The 18,735-nt window shown below is 33.5% G+C and carries 16 protein-coding genes; 8 read left to right on the forward strand and 8 right to left on the reverse strand.

What is annotated here, in order from left to right; translation table 11 throughout:
• Positions 1-46: 46 nt before the first annotated feature.
• The 7 genes from NLJ00_RS09750 to miaB all read right to left on the reverse strand — a co-directional run bounded on the left by NLJ00_RS09750 (position 47) and on the right by miaB (position 6,494).
• Positions 47-322, reverse strand: coding sequence for a co-chaperone GroES (locus tag NLJ00_RS09750; RefSeq protein WP_012023920.1), 276 nt, complete (start codon positions 320-322; stop codon positions 47-49).
• A gap of 140 nt (positions 323-462) precedes the next feature.
• Positions 463-801 (reverse strand): preprotein translocase subunit SecG, encoded by a 339-nt coding sequence (secG, locus tag NLJ00_RS09755; RefSeq protein WP_073488821.1) that lies wholly within the window; start codon positions 799-801, stop codon positions 463-465.
• Positions 802-805: 4 nt separating this feature from the next.
• Positions 806-2,512, reverse strand: a complete 1,707-nt coding sequence (locus NLJ00_RS09760) for a hypothetical protein (protein ID WP_256637053.1) — start codon at positions 2,510-2,512, stop codon at positions 806-808.
• 97 nt (positions 2,513-2,609) lie between these two features.
• A complete protein-coding gene (locus NLJ00_RS09765) occupies positions 2,610-3,116 on the reverse strand; it encodes an LptE family protein (RefSeq protein WP_180860013.1) in 507 nt (168 codons plus the stop codon).
• A gap of 98 nt (positions 3,117-3,214) precedes the next feature.
• Positions 3,215-4,477 carry a sigma-54 interaction domain-containing protein gene (locus NLJ00_RS09770; protein ID WP_256637054.1) on the reverse strand — a complete coding sequence of 421 codons (1,263 nt, stop codon included), beginning with the start codon at positions 4,475-4,477 and terminating at the stop codon, positions 3,215-3,217.
• Between the two features lie 120 nt (positions 4,478-4,597).
• On the reverse strand, positions 4,598-4,969 hold the full coding sequence (locus NLJ00_RS09775; protein WP_256637055.1) for a GxxExxY protein: 372 nt from the start codon (positions 4,967-4,969) through the stop codon (positions 4,598-4,600).
• Positions 4,970-5,048: 79 nt separating this feature from the next.
• The gene (gene miaB / locus NLJ00_RS09780) at positions 5,049-6,494 is read right to left on the reverse strand and encodes a tRNA (N6-isopentenyl adenosine(37)-C2)-methylthiotransferase MiaB (protein WP_256637056.1); all 1,446 of its coding nucleotides are present in this window, start codon (positions 6,492-6,494) and stop codon (positions 5,049-5,051) included.
• 705 nt (positions 6,495-7,199) lie between these two features.
• Here miaB and topA point away from each other — a divergent pair.
• The 8 genes from topA to NLJ00_RS09820 all read left to right on the forward strand — a co-directional run bounded on the left by topA (position 7,200) and on the right by NLJ00_RS09820 (position 18,366).
• Positions 7,200-9,716 carry a type I DNA topoisomerase gene (topA, locus tag NLJ00_RS09785; protein ID WP_256637057.1) on the forward strand — a complete coding sequence of 839 codons (2,517 nt, stop codon included), beginning with the start codon at positions 7,200-7,202 and terminating at the stop codon, positions 9,714-9,716.
• Between the two features lie 3 nt (positions 9,717-9,719).
• Positions 9,720-10,871, forward strand: a complete 1,152-nt coding sequence (locus tag NLJ00_RS09790) for a formimidoylglutamase (protein ID WP_256637058.1) — start codon at positions 9,720-9,722, stop codon at positions 10,869-10,871.
• A gap of 263 nt (positions 10,872-11,134) precedes the next feature.
• Positions 11,135-12,538, forward strand: a complete 1,404-nt coding sequence (gene porK, locus NLJ00_RS09795; RefSeq protein ID WP_053470628.1) for a T9SS ring complex lipoprotein PorK/GldK — start codon at positions 11,135-11,137, stop codon at positions 12,536-12,538.
• A 72-nt stretch (positions 12,539-12,610) separates the two neighbouring features.
• Positions 12,611-13,255, forward strand: coding sequence for a type IX secretion system motor protein PorL/GldL (gene porL, locus NLJ00_RS09800; protein ID WP_053470627.1), 645 nt, complete (start codon positions 12,611-12,613; stop codon positions 13,253-13,255).
• Between the two features lie 52 nt (positions 13,256-13,307).
• A complete protein-coding gene (porM, locus tag NLJ00_RS09805) occupies positions 13,308-14,849 on the forward strand; it encodes a type IX secretion system motor protein PorM/GldM (protein WP_053470626.1) in 1,542 nt (513 codons plus the stop codon).
• Positions 14,850-14,892: 43 nt separating this feature from the next.
• Complete coding sequence (gene porN / locus NLJ00_RS09810) at positions 14,893-15,882, forward strand: type IX secretion system ring subunit PorN/GldN (protein WP_053470625.1); 990 nt, start codon at positions 14,893-14,895, stop codon at positions 15,880-15,882.
• 344 nt (positions 15,883-16,226) lie between these two features.
• A complete protein-coding gene (gene porN, locus NLJ00_RS09815) occupies positions 16,227-17,216 on the forward strand; it encodes a type IX secretion system ring subunit PorN/GldN (RefSeq protein WP_053470624.1) in 990 nt (329 codons plus the stop codon).
• Positions 17,217-17,292: 76 nt separating this feature from the next.
• Entirely contained in the window at positions 17,293-18,366 is a 1,074-nt protein-coding gene (locus tag NLJ00_RS09820) for an NAD(P)/FAD-dependent oxidoreductase (RefSeq protein ID WP_256637059.1), read from the forward strand.
• Here the strand turns inward: NLJ00_RS09820 and NLJ00_RS09825 are convergent.
• Positions 18,347-18,730, reverse strand: a complete 384-nt coding sequence (locus NLJ00_RS09825) for a DUF983 domain-containing protein (RefSeq protein WP_053470622.1) — start codon at positions 18,728-18,730, stop codon at positions 18,347-18,349. The genes NLJ00_RS09820 and NLJ00_RS09825 overlap by 20 nt on opposite strands.
• Positions 18,731-18,735: the final 5 nt, after the last annotated feature.

Consider the following 18,735-nt stretch of genomic DNA (forward strand, 5'->3'; position numbering starts at 1 on the left):
ACTTTAGTTTTAATTCTTAATACTTACAACCTGATACATATTATTTTTAGATTATCGCTAAGATGTCATCCTCGCGCATGATCAAATAATCAGTTCCTTCTAATTTCAATTCTGTTCCGGCATATTTACCGTACAAAACTGTATCACCAACTTTTACAGTCATAGTATGATCTTTAGATCCGTTTCCAACTGCTACTACAGTACCTTTTTGTGGTTTTTCTTTGGCAGTATCTGGAATAAAAATACCTGAAGCAGTTTTAGTCTCAGCTGCAACAGGTTCAATAAGTACGCGGTCTGAAAGCGGTTTAATGTTTAAAGCCATGATTTTTATATTATATTAAGTTATACGTTTTTTAATGTTCAATAAACTTTCAGAAATTGTGCCATGCTCTGTAAACTGACATTATTTCCTAAAAAAATGCCAGCTTTGACAGGCTGGCATTTTAATTTATATCAAAATTATTATTTTGCTGCAGGTGCTGCCGGAGCAGGAGTTTGTTGAGCTGGGGCAGCTGGTGTAGACGCAGGCGCTTCTGTTTTATCAATAATTTTAGATCCTGTATCACCTAGAGCTCCAGTGAAACTTAAGCTTGAAAGTAGGATTAAAGCAATCAAAATAGTAGCTAGTGTCCAAGTACTTTTATCTAAAAAGTCAGTTGTTTTTTGTACACCGCCTAACATTTGAGTTCCACTGATAGTTGAAGATAATCCTCCACCTTTAGGGTTTTGTACCATAATTACTACGATCAATAGAAAGCAAACTATTGTGATTAAAACTAAGAAAATTGAAAATGTGCTCATTGTATTAAATGTTATTGTTATTTTGTTGTAAAATCTTTATATCCGAAATGCGGTCTGCAAAGAAACTAATTTTTTCTGGATATTTCAAAATTAATATTTCATATGCTTGTATGGCCTTTGTATATTTTTTTTGTTCCAAATAAACACGGGCCAAAGTCTCTGTCATTAGGTATGAATTCTCCTCTTCATTAATATTAAAAGAAATAGGAGGAGTAGACATTGTTGGTTTTATTGGAGAAATTTTTGGGTTTGTTTCAATAAAACGATCAATTATTTCTGCCTTTTTCTTCTTTTCTTCCTCAACAGAAACTATTTCAGTCACTTCAGTTGTTTTTTTTTCATCGGTCTCTGCATCTTTTGGAGCATCTGAACTTCTGTCAATAGGTTCTGCTTTAGCTAATTGCAGCCATTCCTGAAAAGAATGTTTTTCACGTACAAAATCTATTGGTTTTCCTATTTCTAAATTCTCCTCTGCTTCTTTTACAGATTCGGGAACTTCAATTTTAGGAATTTCAAATTCTAATAGTTCTGTTTCGTCTTTTGGTTCTTCAGCAATTATAGGTTCTTCAAAAGTTACTGTTGATGCTTCTTTAATAGAAACTATTATAGATTCTTCGATTGGATCAACATGAACTTCCTCAATTTCATCGTCTTCTACTACTTCATCAAAGAAAGTTATTTTTGTAACAGGTTTTTCGATAATCGTATCAGTTGTTTTTTCTTCAACTTCTGGTACTTCCTTAAATGTATTTAGTATTTCTTCTTCGCTTGGAGTTAAAATAGTTTGTTCTGTTTCAACTTCAATAGTTTCTTCTTCTGTTTCTGTTACTTCTTTAAAAGTATCCAATATTTCTTCCTCACTTGGAGTAAGAACAGATTCATTAACAATTGCTTCAACAGTTATATTTTCAATTTCAGCTGGTTCATTAAAAGAACTTTCAGTTTTTTCTTCTTCAAATGCTGAGATTGGTTCTTCTATAAATTCCGATTCAATTGCTTTTTCTTCAACTTCAGTTACTTCTTGAAAAGAGTTGAATATTTCTTCTTCATTAATAATAGCAATTGGTTTCTCGGTAACTAAATCTTCAGTAGTTTCTTCATCAGTTACCTCTTTAAAAGTGCTAAGTATTTCTTCTTCTGTTGGAATTACAATTGATGGCTCTGCAATATGTTCAATTGTTTGCTCCTGAACTTTTGCAGGCTCTTCAAAAGTATTGGATTCGATTTCTTCTGTTTGTGCTAAAGGTGATTCTTCAATAATCACTTCAGCTGTTTTTTGTTCAATTTTAGAAGGCTCTTCAAAAACAACAGTTGTAGCTTCCTTAATTGATTTTAGAATAGATTGTTCAATTGGATCAATTCGAATTTCTGGGATTTTTACAACAGGTTCAAAAGTAACAACTTCGCTGTCAAATACTTTTATCTCTAAAAGTTCTTTTAGTTTTTGATCGTAAAAATCATTCTGAATAGAAGTAAAAGTTTCAGAAGTTATAAAATCAAACAAGACCGAACGATCTGCTGTATGTGCCGCCGTTACTTTTAATGCATAATTATACTTAAAACTGTTTTGTTTGTAAAGTCCTTTTAATCGAAGCGCTCTGGCACTTTGAAAATATGGAAATTCATTCAAAACACTTCCTAATGCTTCTGCCTGATTTTCTGTAATAGCATCAGGTTTATTCATTAAGTATGTATAATCAGTAACGTTCATTTTTTATTGTTTAATCGTTTTTTTGTGTTTATTCGTTTAACTGTTTATTTGTTTAATTGCTTTAAAATCGATTAACCGATTCAACAAATAAACATTTTTACCATTTTGCCAGAGATTCATTAAAGATATCCTGTGTGATTCTTTCGTAAATCGTTTTAATGGCTGTATTTAAAGTAGATCCTGTTGGAAGATCTCTTCCTTCAAAATCATAGTAAAATTCAAAAGGTTTCTCAAAATCGTCAGTTTCTTTCTTTTTATTGGTAAATCTTACATTAATACGTATTGTTAAACGGTTTTGTGCCGCTTGCTGATCAGCTGTTGCTGTCATTGGCGTAATTCTGTAATCTACAATTTCTCCTTCATATATCAAATCCCCGCCATTACTAACCAAGTTTAAATTTGTTTGATTTTGGATCAAATCCTGTAATGTCAGCGTAAAATCTCTGTCAATTCCAGGTTCTATTAAATCAGCATTGTTATGAAAAAAGTTAACCTGAAATGTTTTAGCATCGATTTGCCCTGTTGAACCAGTAAAATTGTAAAACCCGCAACCGCTAAAAGTTGTCGCAATTAAAAGAATTAGAAGATATTTTAAGTGTTTCATTTTATTTTATAAGATTACTTCGCCAGTTTGCTGGCGTTTAGGCCAAAGATATTCAATTCGTTTAAAACATTTTTGAGTTTTAACTTCTTTACAAGAAATTACAAGTCGAATTGTTTAATTTTTCGGTACAAAGTTCTTTCAGAAATTCCTAATTCATCTGCAGCGGCTTTTCTTTTTCCTTTGTTTTTTTCTAATGATTTTTTGATCATTTCGATTTCTTTTTGCTCTAAACGCAGAATTTCTTCCTCTTCAATAGTCTCGGCAAATAAATAATTATCTTCCGGAATCTGCTGGTGGTAATTTTCTTCACGAACGGTTGGTGTCATAACCGCTGTTCTTGGTTCTTCTTCAAAATCAATTTCGCTGTCATTTTCCTGCGACCCGTATATCTTCTGAATCAAATTCGGATTAATATCCTGCATTTTTGAAGTGCCGTTTTTCATCAATTCCAAAGTCAGCTTTTTCAGATCGTTTAAATCGCTTCTCATATCAAAAAGCACTTTGTACAGAATATCTCTTTCGGTACTAAAATCGCTGTCTTTTTTCGTGTCGTTTATTACAGATGGTAAATTGCTTCCTTCTGACGGAAGATAAGAGGATAAAGTCGAAGCCGAAATATCACGATTGGTTTCTAAAACCGAAATTTGTTCAGCCACATTTCGAAGCTGACGAATGTTTCCGTTCCATCTAAATTTTTGAAGCACGTTTACCGCATCATCATCTAATCTTAACGGAGGCATTTTGTATTTATGCGCAAAATCGGCTACAAATTTCCTGAACAATAAATGAATATCGTCATTTCGCTCACGCAAAGGCGGTAATGTAATTTCGACTGTTGTTAAACGATAGTATAAATCCTCACGGAATTTTCCTTTTTCGATTGCATTAAACAAGTTTACGTTTGTTGCAGCTACAATACGAACATTGGTTTTTTGAACCTGAGAGGAACCTACTTTTATAAATTCACCATTTTCAAGAACACGCAGTAGTCTAACCTGAGTTGTTAATGGCAATTCACCCACTTCATCAAGAAAGATAGTTCCGCCGTCGGCCACTTCAAAATAACCTTCACGAGTGCTTGTAGCACCTGTAAAAGCTCCTTTTTCGTGTCCGAAAAGTTCACTGTCAATAGTTCCCTCCGGAATCGCTCCGCAGTTTACAGCAATATATTTACCATGCTTTCTGTGTGAAAGCGAATGTATAATTCTGGGAATGTTTTCTTTACCAACACCACTTTCCCCAGTTACCATAACCGAAATATCAGTTGGAGCAACCTGAATGGCTTTTTCTATGGCACGATTTAATTTTGGATCATTACCAATAATCTCAAATCGTTGTTTTATTGCTTGAACTGTTTCCATGTATATTTTGTTTCAAGTTTTTATTTGTTTCAGGTTTTACGTTTAGCGTTTAACCTTAAAACTTTAGGCTTATATTTTATTTTGCCACAGATTAAAGTGATTAACACAGATTATTCTAAATTATAAAATATATCTTTTATATTGAAGAGATTTTGTTTGAAAATTTACAAGCAAGCCTACTTCAGAATCTGATAATTTTATGTAATTCAAGATCTGAGCAATATGTTCATTTGAAAATTTTTTTATTGCTTTTACTTCTAATACAATATCTTCATTAATAATGAAATCAGCATAAAATTTATGAGGCAAAATTTTACCCTTGTATTCAATTGAGTATTCCTTTTCTCTTTCAAAAGGAATGTTATTTTCTTTAAATTCTAATTCTAAAGGATCTTTGTAAACTACTTCTAATAGACCCGGGCCAAGATTTCGGTGTACTTCCATACAAATTCCAATAATCTTATAAGTGTCTTTCTCTCTATAATGTTGCATGAATATTTATTTGTTACAAATTAAAGAAAGAAAAATAATACAAAAATCATTTTAATCCTTTTAATCTGTGGCAAAAAAATTAATTCATGCTGCTCAAGCCAACAGCTTCACCTTTTAAAGTTCCTGAAGTACAGCTTGTGATTTTTACGTTTACGAAATCACCAATTTTATAATTCTCTTTTGGGAACACAACCGTAATACTTTGAGAATTTCTTCCGGAGAATTCGTCTTTTGACTTTTTAGAAACTTTTTCTACTAAAACTTCAACTGTTTTTCCAACAAATTCCTCACTTCTAAACCAAGCATGCTTTTGTTGTAAATCGACAATTTCCTGAAGTCTTCTGGCTTTTGTTTCTTCTTCTACATCATCTTTCATTTTTCTTCCGGCCAAAGTTCCCGGGCGTTCAGAATACGAATACATATAACCGAAATTATATTTTACATATTCCATTAAGCTCATAGTATCTTGGTGATCTTGCTCCGTTTCAGTTGGGAAACCGGCAATCATATCCTGCGAAATCGAAGCATCTGGAACAATCGCTCTGATTTTATCAATCAAAGCCATATATTCTTCACGAGAGTGCAGACGATTCATTTCTTTTAAAATTCGGTTACTTCCAGATTGAACCGGCAAGTGAATGTGTTTACAAATATTTGGATATTTTGCAATAACATGCAGGATGCTTTCGTGCATATCCTGCGGATTTGAAGTCGAAAATCGGATACGCATTTTAGGGAATCCAACAGCAACCATTTCAAGTAATTGATCAAAATCAACCGCAGTCGCTTTTTGCATATCTGAAGCGTTTACGAAATCCTTTTTCAAACCGCCGCCGTACCAAAGGTAGCTGTCAACATTTTGACCTAAAAGTGTAATTTCCTTAAAACCTTTGTTCCATAAATCCTGAATTTCGGTCATAATACTTTGAGGTTCACGACTACGCTCACGTCCACGTGTAAAAGGCACAACGCAAAACGTACACATATTATCGCAGCCACGAGTGATTGAAACCAAAGCAGTAATTCCGTTACTCATTAAACGAACTGGCGAAATATCTCCGTAAGTTTCTTCTTTTGATAAAATAACATTGATAGCGTCACGGCCTTCTTCAACTTCTGCTAACAAATTCGGAAGATCTTTGTAAGCATCAGGGCCAACAACAAGATCCACTATTTTTTCTTCTTCCAAAAACTGACTCTTCAAACGCTCCGCCATACAGCCCAAAACGCCTACTTTCATTTTCGGGTTCGTACGTTTTACCGCATTGTATTTTTCAAGACGCTTACGAATAGTTTGTTCTGCTTTATCACGAATTGAGCACGTGTTAACCAAAACCAAATCAGCTTCTTCTAAAACCGAAGTGGTGTTATATCCGCCTTCAGATAAAATGGAAGCTACGACTTCACTGTCCGAAAAATTCATCGCACAACCGTAACTTTCTATAAATAGTTTTTTAGTATTCTCAGGTTTATTTTCTAAAACAAGACTTTCGCCTTGTTTACTTTCTTCAATAATCTTTTCCATTGTAAAATTTCAAAGTGCAAAGATAGCGTAAATACAGTCAATATGACAAGATGGCAGAGGAGAAATTTTAGATTTTAGATTTTAGATTGCAGATTCATAGAAAGAAAATCGATTTGTGAGAAATCTTAAATCTAAAATCAGTAATCTAAAATATTTAAATAGCCACAGATTAAAAAGATTAAAATGATTCTCAAAGCTTTGCGGACTTTGTACTGAATTTTCAGCTCAGAAAAAAAACTTGCGAACTTTGCGTAAAAACTTTGTGAACTTTGCGGTTAAAATTTAGATTTAGGAAGAAGATTTTAGATTGATATAAAGAAAATCGATTTATGGAGTAATCTAAAATCTACATTCTACAATCTAAAATATTTAAATAGCACTGAATTTTCAGCTTACATTAAATCTTTGCGAACTTTGCGTAAACCTTTGTGAACTTTGCGGTTAAATTTTTAGTTTTAGCGCTTAAATTTTATATTAATAGAAATAAATTAAGATTCATGAGAAAGCTAAAATCTAAAATCAACAATCTAAAATAAAAGAATTTGACGGTCATAATCCTATAAAAGTTATACCTATATATATATTACAGAATATTACAGATAAATCTGCAATTTTAAGTTTCATAATATCAAAATACCTCAAAAATTCAATCGCGAGGTTAATATTTAAAAAAAATAAATACTTTTGTTGCAGAAAATAAGAGCAATGGCAAAGAATTTAGTAATAGTGGAATCACCTGCAAAGGCGAAAACGATCGAGAAATTTCTTGGGAGCGATTTTCAGGTGGAGTCAAGTTATGGTCACATAGCCGACTTACCATCAAAGGAAATAGGGGTAGATGTAGAGAATGGGTTTAAACCTAAATATGAAGTTTCTCCGGATAAAAAAGCCTTGGTAAGTAAACTTAAGACACTATCTAAAAATGCCGAAATGGTTTGGTTAGCAAGTGATGAGGACCGCGAAGGAGAAGCTATTTCATGGCACTTGGCGGAAGAACTGAAACTGGATACAAAAAAAACAAAGCGAATTGTTTTTCATGAAATTACCAAATCTGCGATTCTTAAAGCAATCGAGAATCCAAGAGAAATTGATTATAATTTAGTAAACGCACAACAGGCACGTCGTGTTCTGGATCGTTTAGTGGGTTACGAATTATCTCCGGTTTTGTGGAGAAAAATTAAAGGAGGACTTTCTGCTGGTCGTGTACAGTCTGTTTCTGTACGTTTGATTGTGGAGAGAGAACGCGAAATTCAAAGTTTCAATGCTGTTGCAACCTATTCAATTGTTGCCGAATTTGTAAACGAGGCTGGAAAAGCTTTTAAAGCAAAACTTCCAAAAAATTTCAATACTAAAAAAGAAGCCGAAGATTTCTTAAATCAAAACATCGGTTCTAAATATACGGTAGCTGATTTAGAAACTAAACCTACCAAAAAATCGCCAACAGCACCTTTTACAACTTCTACGCTTCAACAGGAAGCTGCAAGAAAATTGTATTTGCCAGTTGGAATCACGATGCAGTTAGCACAGCGTTTGTACGAAGCGGGACTTATTACTTATATGAGAACTGACTCGGTGAATCTTTCAAAAGATGCAATGGACGCGGCTGAAGCTGAAATCATAAAATCGTACGGAAAAGAGTTTTCGAAACCGAGAACTTTTGCAACGAAAAGCAAAGGAGCACAAGAAGCGCACGAAGCAATTCGTCCAACTGATATGTCACGTCATACAGTAAATATTGATCGTGATCAGGCTCGTTTGTATGATTTGATCTGGAAAAGAACATTGGCTTCGCAAATGAGCGATGCGCAATTAGAAAGAACAAATGTGAAAATTGAAGCTGATAATCACAGCGAAATTTTTGCAGCTTCGGGAGAAGTTTTACTTTTTGAGGGTTTCTTAAAAGTATATCTTGAAGGTCACGATGATGATGAAGAAGAACAAGAAGGAATGCTTCCGGCATTAAAAGTAAACGAAAAACTAGCTAACAATTATATTACAGCTACAGAACGATATTCAAGACCGCCTTCAAGATATACTGAGGCATCTTTAGTAAAAAAATTAGAGGAACTTGGAATTGGACGTCCGTCTACTTATGCGCCAACAATCTCTACAATTATCAACAGAAATTATGTTGAAAAAGGGACTCTTGAAGGTCAGGAACGTAAATATACGCAGCTTACTTTGCAAAATAGTAAAGTAGGAGAGAAGGTTTTAAAAGAAAATACAGGTTCTGATAAAGGAAAATTAGTTCCAACAGATATTGGAACTATCGTAACAGATTTCTTAGTAAAGAACTTTGGAAATATTCTGGATTATAATTTTACTGCAAAAGTAGAACAGGATTTTGATGAAATTGCCGAAGGAAATATTGACTGGGCAACTATGATGCAGGATTTCTACAATAAATTTCACCCAAATGTAAAAGAAGTTGAGGCAAATGCTGAACGTGAAAGCGGTGAAAGAATTTTGGGTAAAGATGCTGACGGAAGACAGGTTTCTGTTCGTTTAGGAAAATTTGGACCAATGGCTCAAATTGGAGAAGCAGACGATGAAGATAAAAAGTTTGCCAGCTTAATGGCAGATCAAAATATTGGAAATATAACGCTTGAAGAAGCTTTGAATTTATTCTTGCTTCCTAAAACTTTAGGAGATTATAAAGGAGAAGAAGTTGAAGTAAGCAACGGTCGTTACGGCCCATATGTTCGTCATGGAAGCGTGTTTATTTCATTACCTAGAGGAGAAGATCCTTTAAGTGTTACTAAAGAAAGAGCACAGGAATTAATTGATGAAAAAGCTGTTGCAGATGCTCCAATTGCGGTTTACAAAGGAGAAGCTGTTCAAAAAGGTGTGGGACGTTTTGGTCCTTTCATTAAATGGAATGGTCTGTTTGTAAATGTGAGTAAAAAATACAATTTTGATAATTTGTCTCAGGCTGATGTTGAGGAATTAATTGAAGATAAATTACAAAAAAACATAGATAAAGTTCTTCACAATTGGGAAGACGAAGGAATTTTGGTTGAAAAAGCGCGCTGGGGACGCTCGGTTATTACAAAAGGTAAAATCAAAATTGAGTTAAGCAAAGATGTTGATGCGACAAAGTTAACATTGGCCGAAGTTCAGGAAATGATCGAGAAAAAAGCACCGGCTAAAAAAGTCGCTGCTAAGAAAACAACAGCAGTAAAAAAAGCACCAGCAAAAAAAACAGCAGCAAAAAAGAAATAAAGAATGGAATTTGATTTTCTAGAGCCTTTAAATGATGGAATTTTAAAATTCATTAGTTCATTGTCTTCACAAGAACTGGGAAGTAAAATTGTTCTGCATACTCAGGATCAATTTCCGGATATTAGTAAAATTAACATTGCAATTGTAGGTGTTTTAGAAGACCGACGCAATATTAACATGGTTAATGAAGTTAATCTTACTACAGTTCGAAAAAAGCTTTATGGAATGTTTCCTGGAAATTGGGATGCTTCAATTGCTGATTTAGGAGATATCCTTGCTGGAGATTCTGTAGAGGATACTTATTTTGCAGTTAAAAAGGTAACTTCTGCATTAATTAAAAATAAAGTCATTCCTATAGTCCTGGGAGGTTCGCAGGATTTAACATACGCTTTATATCGCGCATACGATGATTTGGAGCAAATGGTAAATATGGTTGCTGTCGATAACAGATTTGATTTTGGTAAAGAAGATGAAACAGTTTCGGCTAATTCATATTTAACAAAAATCATAATTGATGAGCCTAATAATCTTTTCAATTATTGTAATATAGGATATCAAACGTACTATAATTCGCAGGAAGAAATTGATTTAATTGAAAAATTGTTTTTTGATGCTTACCGTTTAGGTGAAATCTCAAACAAAATAGCGCTGGCAGAACCTGTTTTTAGAGATGCTGATTTAGTTAGTATCGATTTGAATTCGGTAAAGTCTTCAGCTTCAGGAAATACTATTACATTTGAACCAAATGGTTTCAATGGAAAAGAGATTTGTTCTTTGGCAAGATATGCCGGGATTAGTGATAAAGTGTCTTCGTTTGGAGTATTTAATCATAATAGTACAGCTGCAGAAGCGCCTATTATTGCTCAGATTGTTTGGTATTTTATTGAAGGATATCATTATCGTTCAAAAGAATATCCATTTGGAAGCAGAACAAATTATTTAAAATATATTGTTCCTTTAGAAGAGGAGGAGCTGGTTTTTTATAAAAGTGATAAAACAGAGCGTTGGTGGATCGAGATTCCATTTGAAACAAACGGCAGCAATAAACTAAAAAGAAATACGTTATTACCGTGTTCTTATGAAGAATATTTGAGCGCTTGTAATCAAGAATTGCCAGAAAGATGGTGGAAAGCACAAAGAAAAAACGCTTTGTAGAAGAAAATTTTAATGAAAATCTTAATTTTTTCAAGTTTTTCAAAATATTGTTAAAAAATTTAGTAAGATAAGGTTTATATATTATAAAATTTAACGTTTTACGTCGATTTTTTTAATCAGTTTGTCGATGAAATATTTTTTTTTTATTTTATTTAACATTATTTTTGAACGGTAAAATAAATTTCGCAAGTAGTATTGTTTTTTAGATAAATAATAAATACGTTTACGGACTTTTAATAATGAATAGATAATCCCAAATTTATATGAAGAAGTTTATTGCATTTGCAGCAATGTTAACACTAGTAATCGGCTGTGGTAAGTCAGGTGACAAAGGTGAATTAGTTGGTGTTACAGGAGGGAAATGGCATCCCGAGAAGCCTTATGGAATGACATTAGTTCCTGGTGGATCTTTTATCATGGGTAAATCAGACGCTGATTTAGCTAACGTAGAAGATGCTCCTACTAAAACAGTAACAGTTAGATCATTTTATATGGACGAAACTGAGATTACTAACAGTGAGTACCGTCAATTCGTAGAATGGGTAAAAGATTCTACAATGAGAGTACGTCTTGCTATTTTGGCTGATGAAACAGGTCAAAAAAGTACTGGTGGTAAAGGTGCTAAAGGAGGAAGTATCGCTGATTATGCATTTAATGACTCTGAGCCGGATAAAATGACAGCTTACGATAAATATATGTATGATAACTACTATAGTGTAGGAACAAAAGATGATCCGTATGCTGGTAGAAAATTAAACAAAAAAGTTAAGTTAATTAGAGATACTAAAGCTTATCCAGATGAGTATTATGCTGAAGTAATGGATTCTATGTATTTACCAATTGAAGAATCATACAATGGTTTAAGAACAATTGACGTAAATAAATTGAAATTCCGTTATTCTTGGATGGATATTCAGGCTGCTGCAAAAGCTAAAGTTGGAAAAAGAAAAGACTTCGTTAAAACTGAGCAAGTTAGTGTTTACCCTGATACTACAGTTTGGATTAAAGATTTCGCATATTCATATAATGAGCCAATGCATAATGATTATTTCTGGCATAAAGCTTATGGAGATTATCCAGTAGTAGGTGTAACTTGGAAACAAGCTAAAGCATTCTGTGCCTGGAGAACTTTAAACAAAAACAGCTACATTAAATCTAAGAAAAAAGGGCGTGACCTGGTTAACGCATTCAGACTTCCAACAGAAGCAGAATGGGAGTATGCTGCAAGAGGTGGTCTGGAGTCTGGAACTTATCCTTGGGGTGGTCCTTACACGAAGAGTGACAGAGGATGTTTCATGGCAAACTTCAAGCCTAACAGAGGAGATTATGCTGCCGATGAAGCTTTATATACTGTTGAAGCAAAATCTTACGAGCAAAACGGATACGGATTATATAACATGGCAGGAAACGTTTCAGAGTGGACAGATTCAGCTTATAATCCAAACGCATACGAGTATGTTTCTACAATGAACCCTAACGTAATTGACGGAAAGAATCAAAGAAAAGTGGTTCGTGGAGGTTCTTGGAAAGACGTGGCTTACTTCCTACAAGTAAGTACTCGTGACCACGAATATGCTGATTCTGCAAGAAGTTATATCGGTTTCAGAACTGTACAAGATTACATGGGAACTCAAGTAACCGGAAACGGAACTGGTAAAAAGAAATAGTAATTTATAATTCAATCAATACAATAACCAAATCGAATCTATTTTAAAATTAAAACCTAAAAAAAAATTATTATGGCATTATTAAGTAAAAAAGCAATGAATTTCGCTTATGGTATGGGAGCGGCAGTAGTAATCGTTGGAGCATTATTCAAAATTACTCACTTTGAAATTGGACCATTAACAGGAACAGTTATGCTTTCAGTAGGTTTATTAACTGAGGCGTTAATCTTCGCGTTATCTGCTTTTGAACCAGTTGAAGACGAGTTAGATTGGACTCTTGTTTACCCAGAATTAGCTAACGGACAAGCTAGAAAAAAAGCGGATAAACCTGAATCAACTGATGCCCAGGGATTATTATCTCAAAAATTAGATGCAATGTTAAAAGAAGCTAAAGTTGACGGTGAGTTAATGGCAAGCTTAGGAAACAGCATCAAAAACTTCGAAGGAGCTGCTAAAGCAATCTCTCCAACGGTAGACTCTATTGCAGGTCAAAAGAAATATTCTGAAGAATTATCTGTTGCTGCTGCTCAAATGGAATCATTAAACAGTTTATACAAAGTACAATTAGAAAGTGCAGCAAGAAATGCTGAAGCTAATAAAGAAATCGCTGATAACGCATCTAAATTAAAAGAGCAAATGGCGTCTATGACTGCAAACATTGCTTCTTTAAACAGTGTTTATGGTGGTATGCTTTCTGCAATGAGTAACAAAGGATAATTAGTTTTTAACTATTATATTAAAATTATTAATAAGAACTAATTAGAAAAAAATGGCAGGAGGAAAATTAACCCCTAGACAGAAGATGATTAACCTGATGTATCTGGTTTTCATCGCGATGTTAGCAATGAACGTATCAAAAGAAGTAATTTCTGCTTTTGGTTTGATGAACGAAAAATTTGAAGCTGCAAATACTACTTCAGTTACAACAAACGAAGGCTTATTACAATCTTTAGATCAAAAAGCTGCTGAAGCAAAAGGAGAGTTCATTACTGCAGCAGAAACTGCACACAAAGTTGAAGGAATCTCAAAAGAATTTTACGATTATATTGGTACTTTAAAAGCTCAGTCTATCAAAGGATTTGAGGTTGAAAAAGAAACTGGAAAACTACCATACGAAGCTATGGATAGAGGTGATAACATCGACGACTGGTTTACAGGAGACGGTTACACTAAAAAAGGTAACGAAATTATCGCTAAAATCGAAAAATACAAAGCAGACTTAAAAGCTGCTTTAGGAACAGATAAAAAGTATGCTAACATTATTGCAGAAGTTGAAAAGAAATTTGACGTTTCTGAAGTAAAAAACAAAGAAGGTATAAAAGAAAAATACTTAGCTTACCACTTTAAAGGTTTCCCTGCAATTGCATCTGCTGCTAAACTTTCAGCTTGGCAGAATGACGTTAAAAAAGCAGAAACAGATGTTTACAACAGTGCTTTAGGAAAAGCTGCAGTTGCTGCTGCTTCTTATAGCAACTACCAGGCAATCGTTGTTTTAGATAAAAATGCTTATTTCCAAGGAGAAAAAGTTACAGGTAAAGTAGTTTTAGGTCGTTATGACGAAAACACAAAACCAACTTCATTCCAAGGTCCTGGACAAATTGTTAACGGACAAGCTGTTATCTCTTTAACTGCTGGTGGTGTAGGTGAACAAAACATTAATGGTCAATTTACTTTCTTAGAAGACGGTAAAAACATTCCATTAAAATTCAAAGGAACTTACGTTGTAGTTCCAAGACCAAACTCAGCTACGATTTCTGCTGATAAAATGAATGTAGTGTATAGAGGAGTTGTTAACCCAATCTCTGTATCATTTGCAGGAGTTGATGCTAACAAAATTTCTGCTAGCGCTCCAGGATTATCTTCAGCTGGTAAACCAGGTAAATATAACATGAGCCCGGGTTCAGGAACAGAAGCTACAATTTCTGTAACAGGAACATTACCAAACGGAGATAAAGTTACTGATAAGAAATCATTCAGAATTAAAGGTATTCCTGGACCAACAGGTACAATTAGAGGTGAGATGGGTGTTGTTAAAGGACCTAGATCTAACTTAGAAATTGCTACTATTGGTGCTAAATTACTTGATTTTGATTTTGAAGTTGGTTTAGATGTTGTTGGATTTAACATGAAAATTGCTGGACAGCCTACAGTTGTTGTTACTGGTAATAGATTAAATGCACAATGTAAGCAAGTACTTTCAAGAGCAGGTAAAGGAGATCAAGTTACTATTTCTGAAATTAAAACTAAACTTGTTGGAGCTGGTAGTTATTTATTACCAAGAACTGCTCCGGTAATTTATGAAATACAATAATTAAGTACTGAAATCTTCAGTCAATATTTATAATAATACCACGATGAAAGTAAGAAATTTTTTAATAGCTATTGTTCTAATCGCTGGAGGTTTTGCTTCTAATGCGCAATCAAATTTGCTAAATGCAAAAACGCCTGCCCAAATTGGGCTTAAAACTCCTGCGCAACTTATCTCTGATAATGATAAGCCTTTAGCTTACGGTTATGTTGATGATAGAGATATCTTGATGGGTAAAACAACTTGGGAGATTATTGACTTAAATGAAAAGATCAACTTCCCTATGTATTTTCCAGTAGATACTGCTAATATTGGTTCTGATAGACGTTCATTATATGATGTTTTGACGAAAGCCGTTAGAAAAGGCCAAATAACTGAGGTTTATTCTGATAGTTATTTCAATACTAAAAAATCTATGAAAGACATCGAAGGTGCCTTATCTCGTATTGACACAACAGATGCTGGTAGAGAGCTTATCAACCAATATCCAGACGACTATAAAGCACGTGTTGTGAAGAAAAAAGTTGTAACTGGTACTGGTAAAAAGAAAGTTGTTACTTATGTAGACGAAACAGTTGGGCCAACAAGAACAGTTCCTGCTGAATATATCTTAAAGCAAGATCTTACTGCTGCAGATGTTACTCAGTATAAAATTAAAGGATACTGGTATTTTGATAAACGTCAAAGTGAATTAAAATATCGTTTACTTGGAATTTGTCCTGTAACTCCAGACGTTTACACAATGAACAGTGACGAAAAGGATTATATCGAATTATTTTGGGTTTTCTTCCCAAATGCTCGAGCAGTCCTTCACGAAGCAAAAGCTTTCAATGACAGCAATTCGGCTCTGCCAATTTCATTCGATCAGATTTTAAATTCAAGACGTTTTAATGCGATTGTTTATAAAGAAGAAAACTTGTACCAAGATCGTGAGATCAAAGAATACATGAAAGATAACGCACAAAATCAGTTATTGGAATCTGAAAGAGTAAAAGAGAAGATTCGTAACTTCGAACAAGATATGTGGAACTACTAAGTTCTAAAATTAAATTATAAGAAAAACTCTCACTGCTAACGTAGTGAGAGTTTTTTTTTGATCAGATGACAACACTTTTTAATACTATCTTATATAAATTTTATTAAGATTTAAATTTTTAAAAAAGCAAAATAGCAGGGAAAGATATTACAAAAGGTATGGTTTTATTTTGTAATGATCAGATTTATAGTGTTTTGTAAAATATTTATTGTATGTTAGCTAAACGTTAATTAAAATTAATTTTTAAATTTGTAATTATAATTTCTACAAATTCACATTATTGTAAGAAAAATAACAATATTACACATCAAACTGCGTTTAGGTTTATTATAAAAAATATTATGATGAAAGTGAAAAGTTTTTTAATGGTTATTGTTTTTATCGCTGGCGGTATTATTTCTAATGCTCAATCTAATTTACTTAATGCTAAAACAGCAGATCAAATTGGGCTTAAAACAGCTGCGCAGCTTATCTCTGATAATGATAAGCCTTTAGCTTATGGCTATGTAGATGATCGTGATGTTTTAATGGCAAAAACTACCTGGGAGATTATTGATTTAAATGAAAAAATCAATTTTCCTTTATATTTTCCTGTAGATACTGTCAATATTGGTTCAGACAGACGTTCACTTTATGATGTTTTGACCAAAGGAATCAGACAAGGAAAAATAACTGAAGTTTATACAGATAGTTATTTCAATACCAAAAAATCCATGAAAGACATTGAAGGTTCATTAACCCGTGTTGATACAACAGATGCAGGTAGGGAACTTATAAATCAATATCCGGATGATTTTAAAACACGTGTTGTAAAGAAAAAAGTGGTAACGGGTACTGGTAAAAAGAAAGTGGTAAATTATGTTGACCAAACTATAGGTCCAACAAGAACGGTTCCTGCTGAATATATTTTAAGACAAGATCTTACAGCTGCCGATGTTTCACAATATAAAGTAAAAGGATATTGGTATTTTGATAAACGCCAAAGTGAATTGAAATATCGCTTACTTGGAATTTGTCCTGTAACCCCAGATGTTTACACGATGAATAGTGACGAAAAAGATTATATTGAACTATTCTGGGTTTTCTTCCCAAATGCCCGAACTGTACTTCATGAAGCAAAAGCTTTTAACGACAGTAATTCGGCACTTCCAATTTCATTTGATCAAATACTTAATTCAAGACGTTTTAACGCAGTTATTTACAAAGAGGAGAATATGTATGGAGATCGTGAAATTAAAGATTACATGAAAGATAATGCACAAAATCAGTTGTTAGAATCTGAAAGAGTAAAAGAGAAGATTCGTAACTTCGAAGAAGATATGTGGAACTACTAAAGATCTAAACCAATTATAAGAAAAACTCTTACTACCTTTGCAGTAAGAGTTTTTTTATTTTATCTATACATTCACAATGCTTGATTATTTAATCGTGGGATCTGGGCTGGCTGGGATTTCTTTTGCAGAAGTTGCCCTTAAAAACAATAAGTCTATTTTAGTTGTTGATGACAAATCTCAAAATTCTTCCCGAATTGCGGGAGGTTTGTATAATCCGGTTATTTTGAAACGTTTCAGTGAAGTTTGGAATGCTAAAGAACATTTGGTCTTAATGAATGAGTTCTATGAACAAGTTGAAGAAAAACTGCAGGAAAAATTCAACTTTAAAATGCCCATTCTTAGAAAGTTTTTTTCAATTGAAGAACAGAATAATTGGTTTGCTGCTTCTGATAAAATTAATTTAGCTCCCTTTTTATCTACAAAACTAATTACTAAAAAATACCAAAGTATCGATTCTCCTTATGATTATGGTGAAGTTTTGCATACTGGATATGTAAAAACCGGGCAATTATTAGAAAGCTATAGAGAATATTTAAAGAAGAATGATTTCCTTCTGGAAGAATCTTTTCATAGCTCTTTTTTAGATTTTCATGATTCAGGAATTCAGTATAAAAACATTAAAGCCCGTCATATCATATTTGCAGAAGGTTTTGGACTGCATAAAAATCCATATTTTAATTATCTGCCTTTGGATGGAACAAAAGGCGAGCTGTTTTTAATAAATGCACCTAATTTAAAATTAGATGTAATTGTTAATACAAGCGTTTTTATTTTTCCAATAGGCGGTAATTTGTATAAAGTTGGTGCAACTTACAATTGGCATGACAAAACAGATCTTCCAACGGAAGAAGGCAAACAAGAACTTTTAGATCGTATTAGAGAAATTATTACCTGCGATTTTGAAATTGTAAAACATTTTGCAGGAGTTAGACCTACAGTTGCAGACAGAAGACCTCTGGTTGGTACTCATGAAGTATACAAATCTATTCATCTGCTTAATGGATTAGGAACCCGTGGTGTAATGCTGGGTCCGGCTTTGGCAAAAATGTTGTATGACAATATTGAAAACGGAACCCCAATAGACAAAGAAGCCGATATAAAACGCTTTCATAAAAGATATTTAAAATCCCTTATTCCTGACCGGCCTTAGGATCGTAAGAAATAAACATATTAATATATAGATTTCGGGAAAGTCGCAAAACAAACGGAAACAAAACAATTAATGTAATAACAATTGCTATAAAAGATTCTCCAATACTTGCTCCAAAAAACACAAATGAAACAATAAAGGCAGCAATTCCCACCGCAACATTTAATCCGTAACTCACATACATTGCACCATAAAAAAACGAAGGTTCAATTTGATATTTTAAACCGCAATGACCGCAATTGTCGTTCATTTTTAGAACTTTAGTCAAATGAAGCGGATTTTTGTCTGAATACATGCTCTCTTTTTGGCATTTTGGACAACTTCCTGTTAAAATACTATTTAGTTTGGATCCTTTTTTTAACATTTGCA

The organism is Flavobacterium panici, from assembly GCF_024499525.1.
Lineage (GTDB): Bacteria > Bacteroidota > Bacteroidia > Flavobacteriales > Flavobacteriaceae > Flavobacterium > Flavobacterium panici.

Excerpts from the sequence above, each read along its gene's own strand:
- porN (WP_053470624.1), top strand. The coding sequence starts at position 16,227 with ATGAAAGTGAAAAGTTTTTTAATGGTTATTGTTTTTATCGCTGGCGGT.
- NLJ00_RS09760 (WP_256637053.1), bottom strand. The coding sequence starts at position 2,512 with ATGAACGTTACTGATTATACATACTTAATGAATAAACCTGATGCTATT.
- secG (WP_073488821.1), bottom strand. The coding sequence starts at position 801 with ATGAGCACATTTTCAATTTTCTTAGTTTTAATCACAATAGTTTGCTTT.
- NLJ00_RS09790 (WP_256637058.1), top strand. The coding sequence starts at position 9,720 with ATGGAATTTGATTTTCTAGAGCCTTTAAATGATGGAATTTTAAAATTC.
- porK (WP_053470628.1), top strand. The coding sequence starts at position 11,135 with ATGAAGAAGTTTATTGCATTTGCAGCAATGTTAACACTAGTAATCGGC.
- NLJ00_RS09820 (WP_256637059.1), top strand. The coding sequence starts at position 17,293 with ATGCTTGATTATTTAATCGTGGGATCTGGGCTGGCTGGGATTTCTTTT.
- miaB (WP_256637056.1), bottom strand. The coding sequence starts at position 6,494 with ATGGAAAAGATTATTGAAGAAAGTAAACAAGGCGAAAGTCTTGTTTTA.
- NLJ00_RS09770 (WP_256637054.1), bottom strand. The coding sequence starts at position 4,477 with ATGGAAACAGTTCAAGCAATAAAACAACGATTTGAGATTATTGGTAAT.
- NLJ00_RS09750 (WP_012023920.1), bottom strand. The coding sequence starts at position 322 with ATGGCTTTAAACATTAAACCGCTTTCAGACCGCGTACTTATTGAACCT.
- topA (WP_256637057.1), top strand. The coding sequence starts at position 7,200 with ATGGCAAAGAATTTAGTAATAGTGGAATCACCTGCAAAGGCGAAAACG.
- NLJ00_RS09825 (WP_053470622.1), bottom strand. The coding sequence starts at position 18,730 with ATGTTAAAAAAAGGATCCAAACTAAATAGTATTTTAACAGGAAGTTGT.
- NLJ00_RS09775 (WP_256637055.1), bottom strand. The coding sequence starts at position 4,969 with ATGCAACATTATAGAGAGAAAGACACTTATAAGATTATTGGAATTTGT.
- porN (WP_053470625.1), top strand. The coding sequence starts at position 14,893 with ATGAAAGTAAGAAATTTTTTAATAGCTATTGTTCTAATCGCTGGAGGT.
- porL (WP_053470627.1), top strand. The coding sequence starts at position 12,611 with ATGGCATTATTAAGTAAAAAAGCAATGAATTTCGCTTATGGTATGGGA.
- NLJ00_RS09765 (WP_180860013.1), bottom strand. The coding sequence starts at position 3,116 with ATGAAACACTTAAAATATCTTCTAATTCTTTTAATTGCGACAACTTTT.
- porM (WP_053470626.1), top strand. The coding sequence starts at position 13,308 with ATGGCAGGAGGAAAATTAACCCCTAGACAGAAGATGATTAACCTGATG.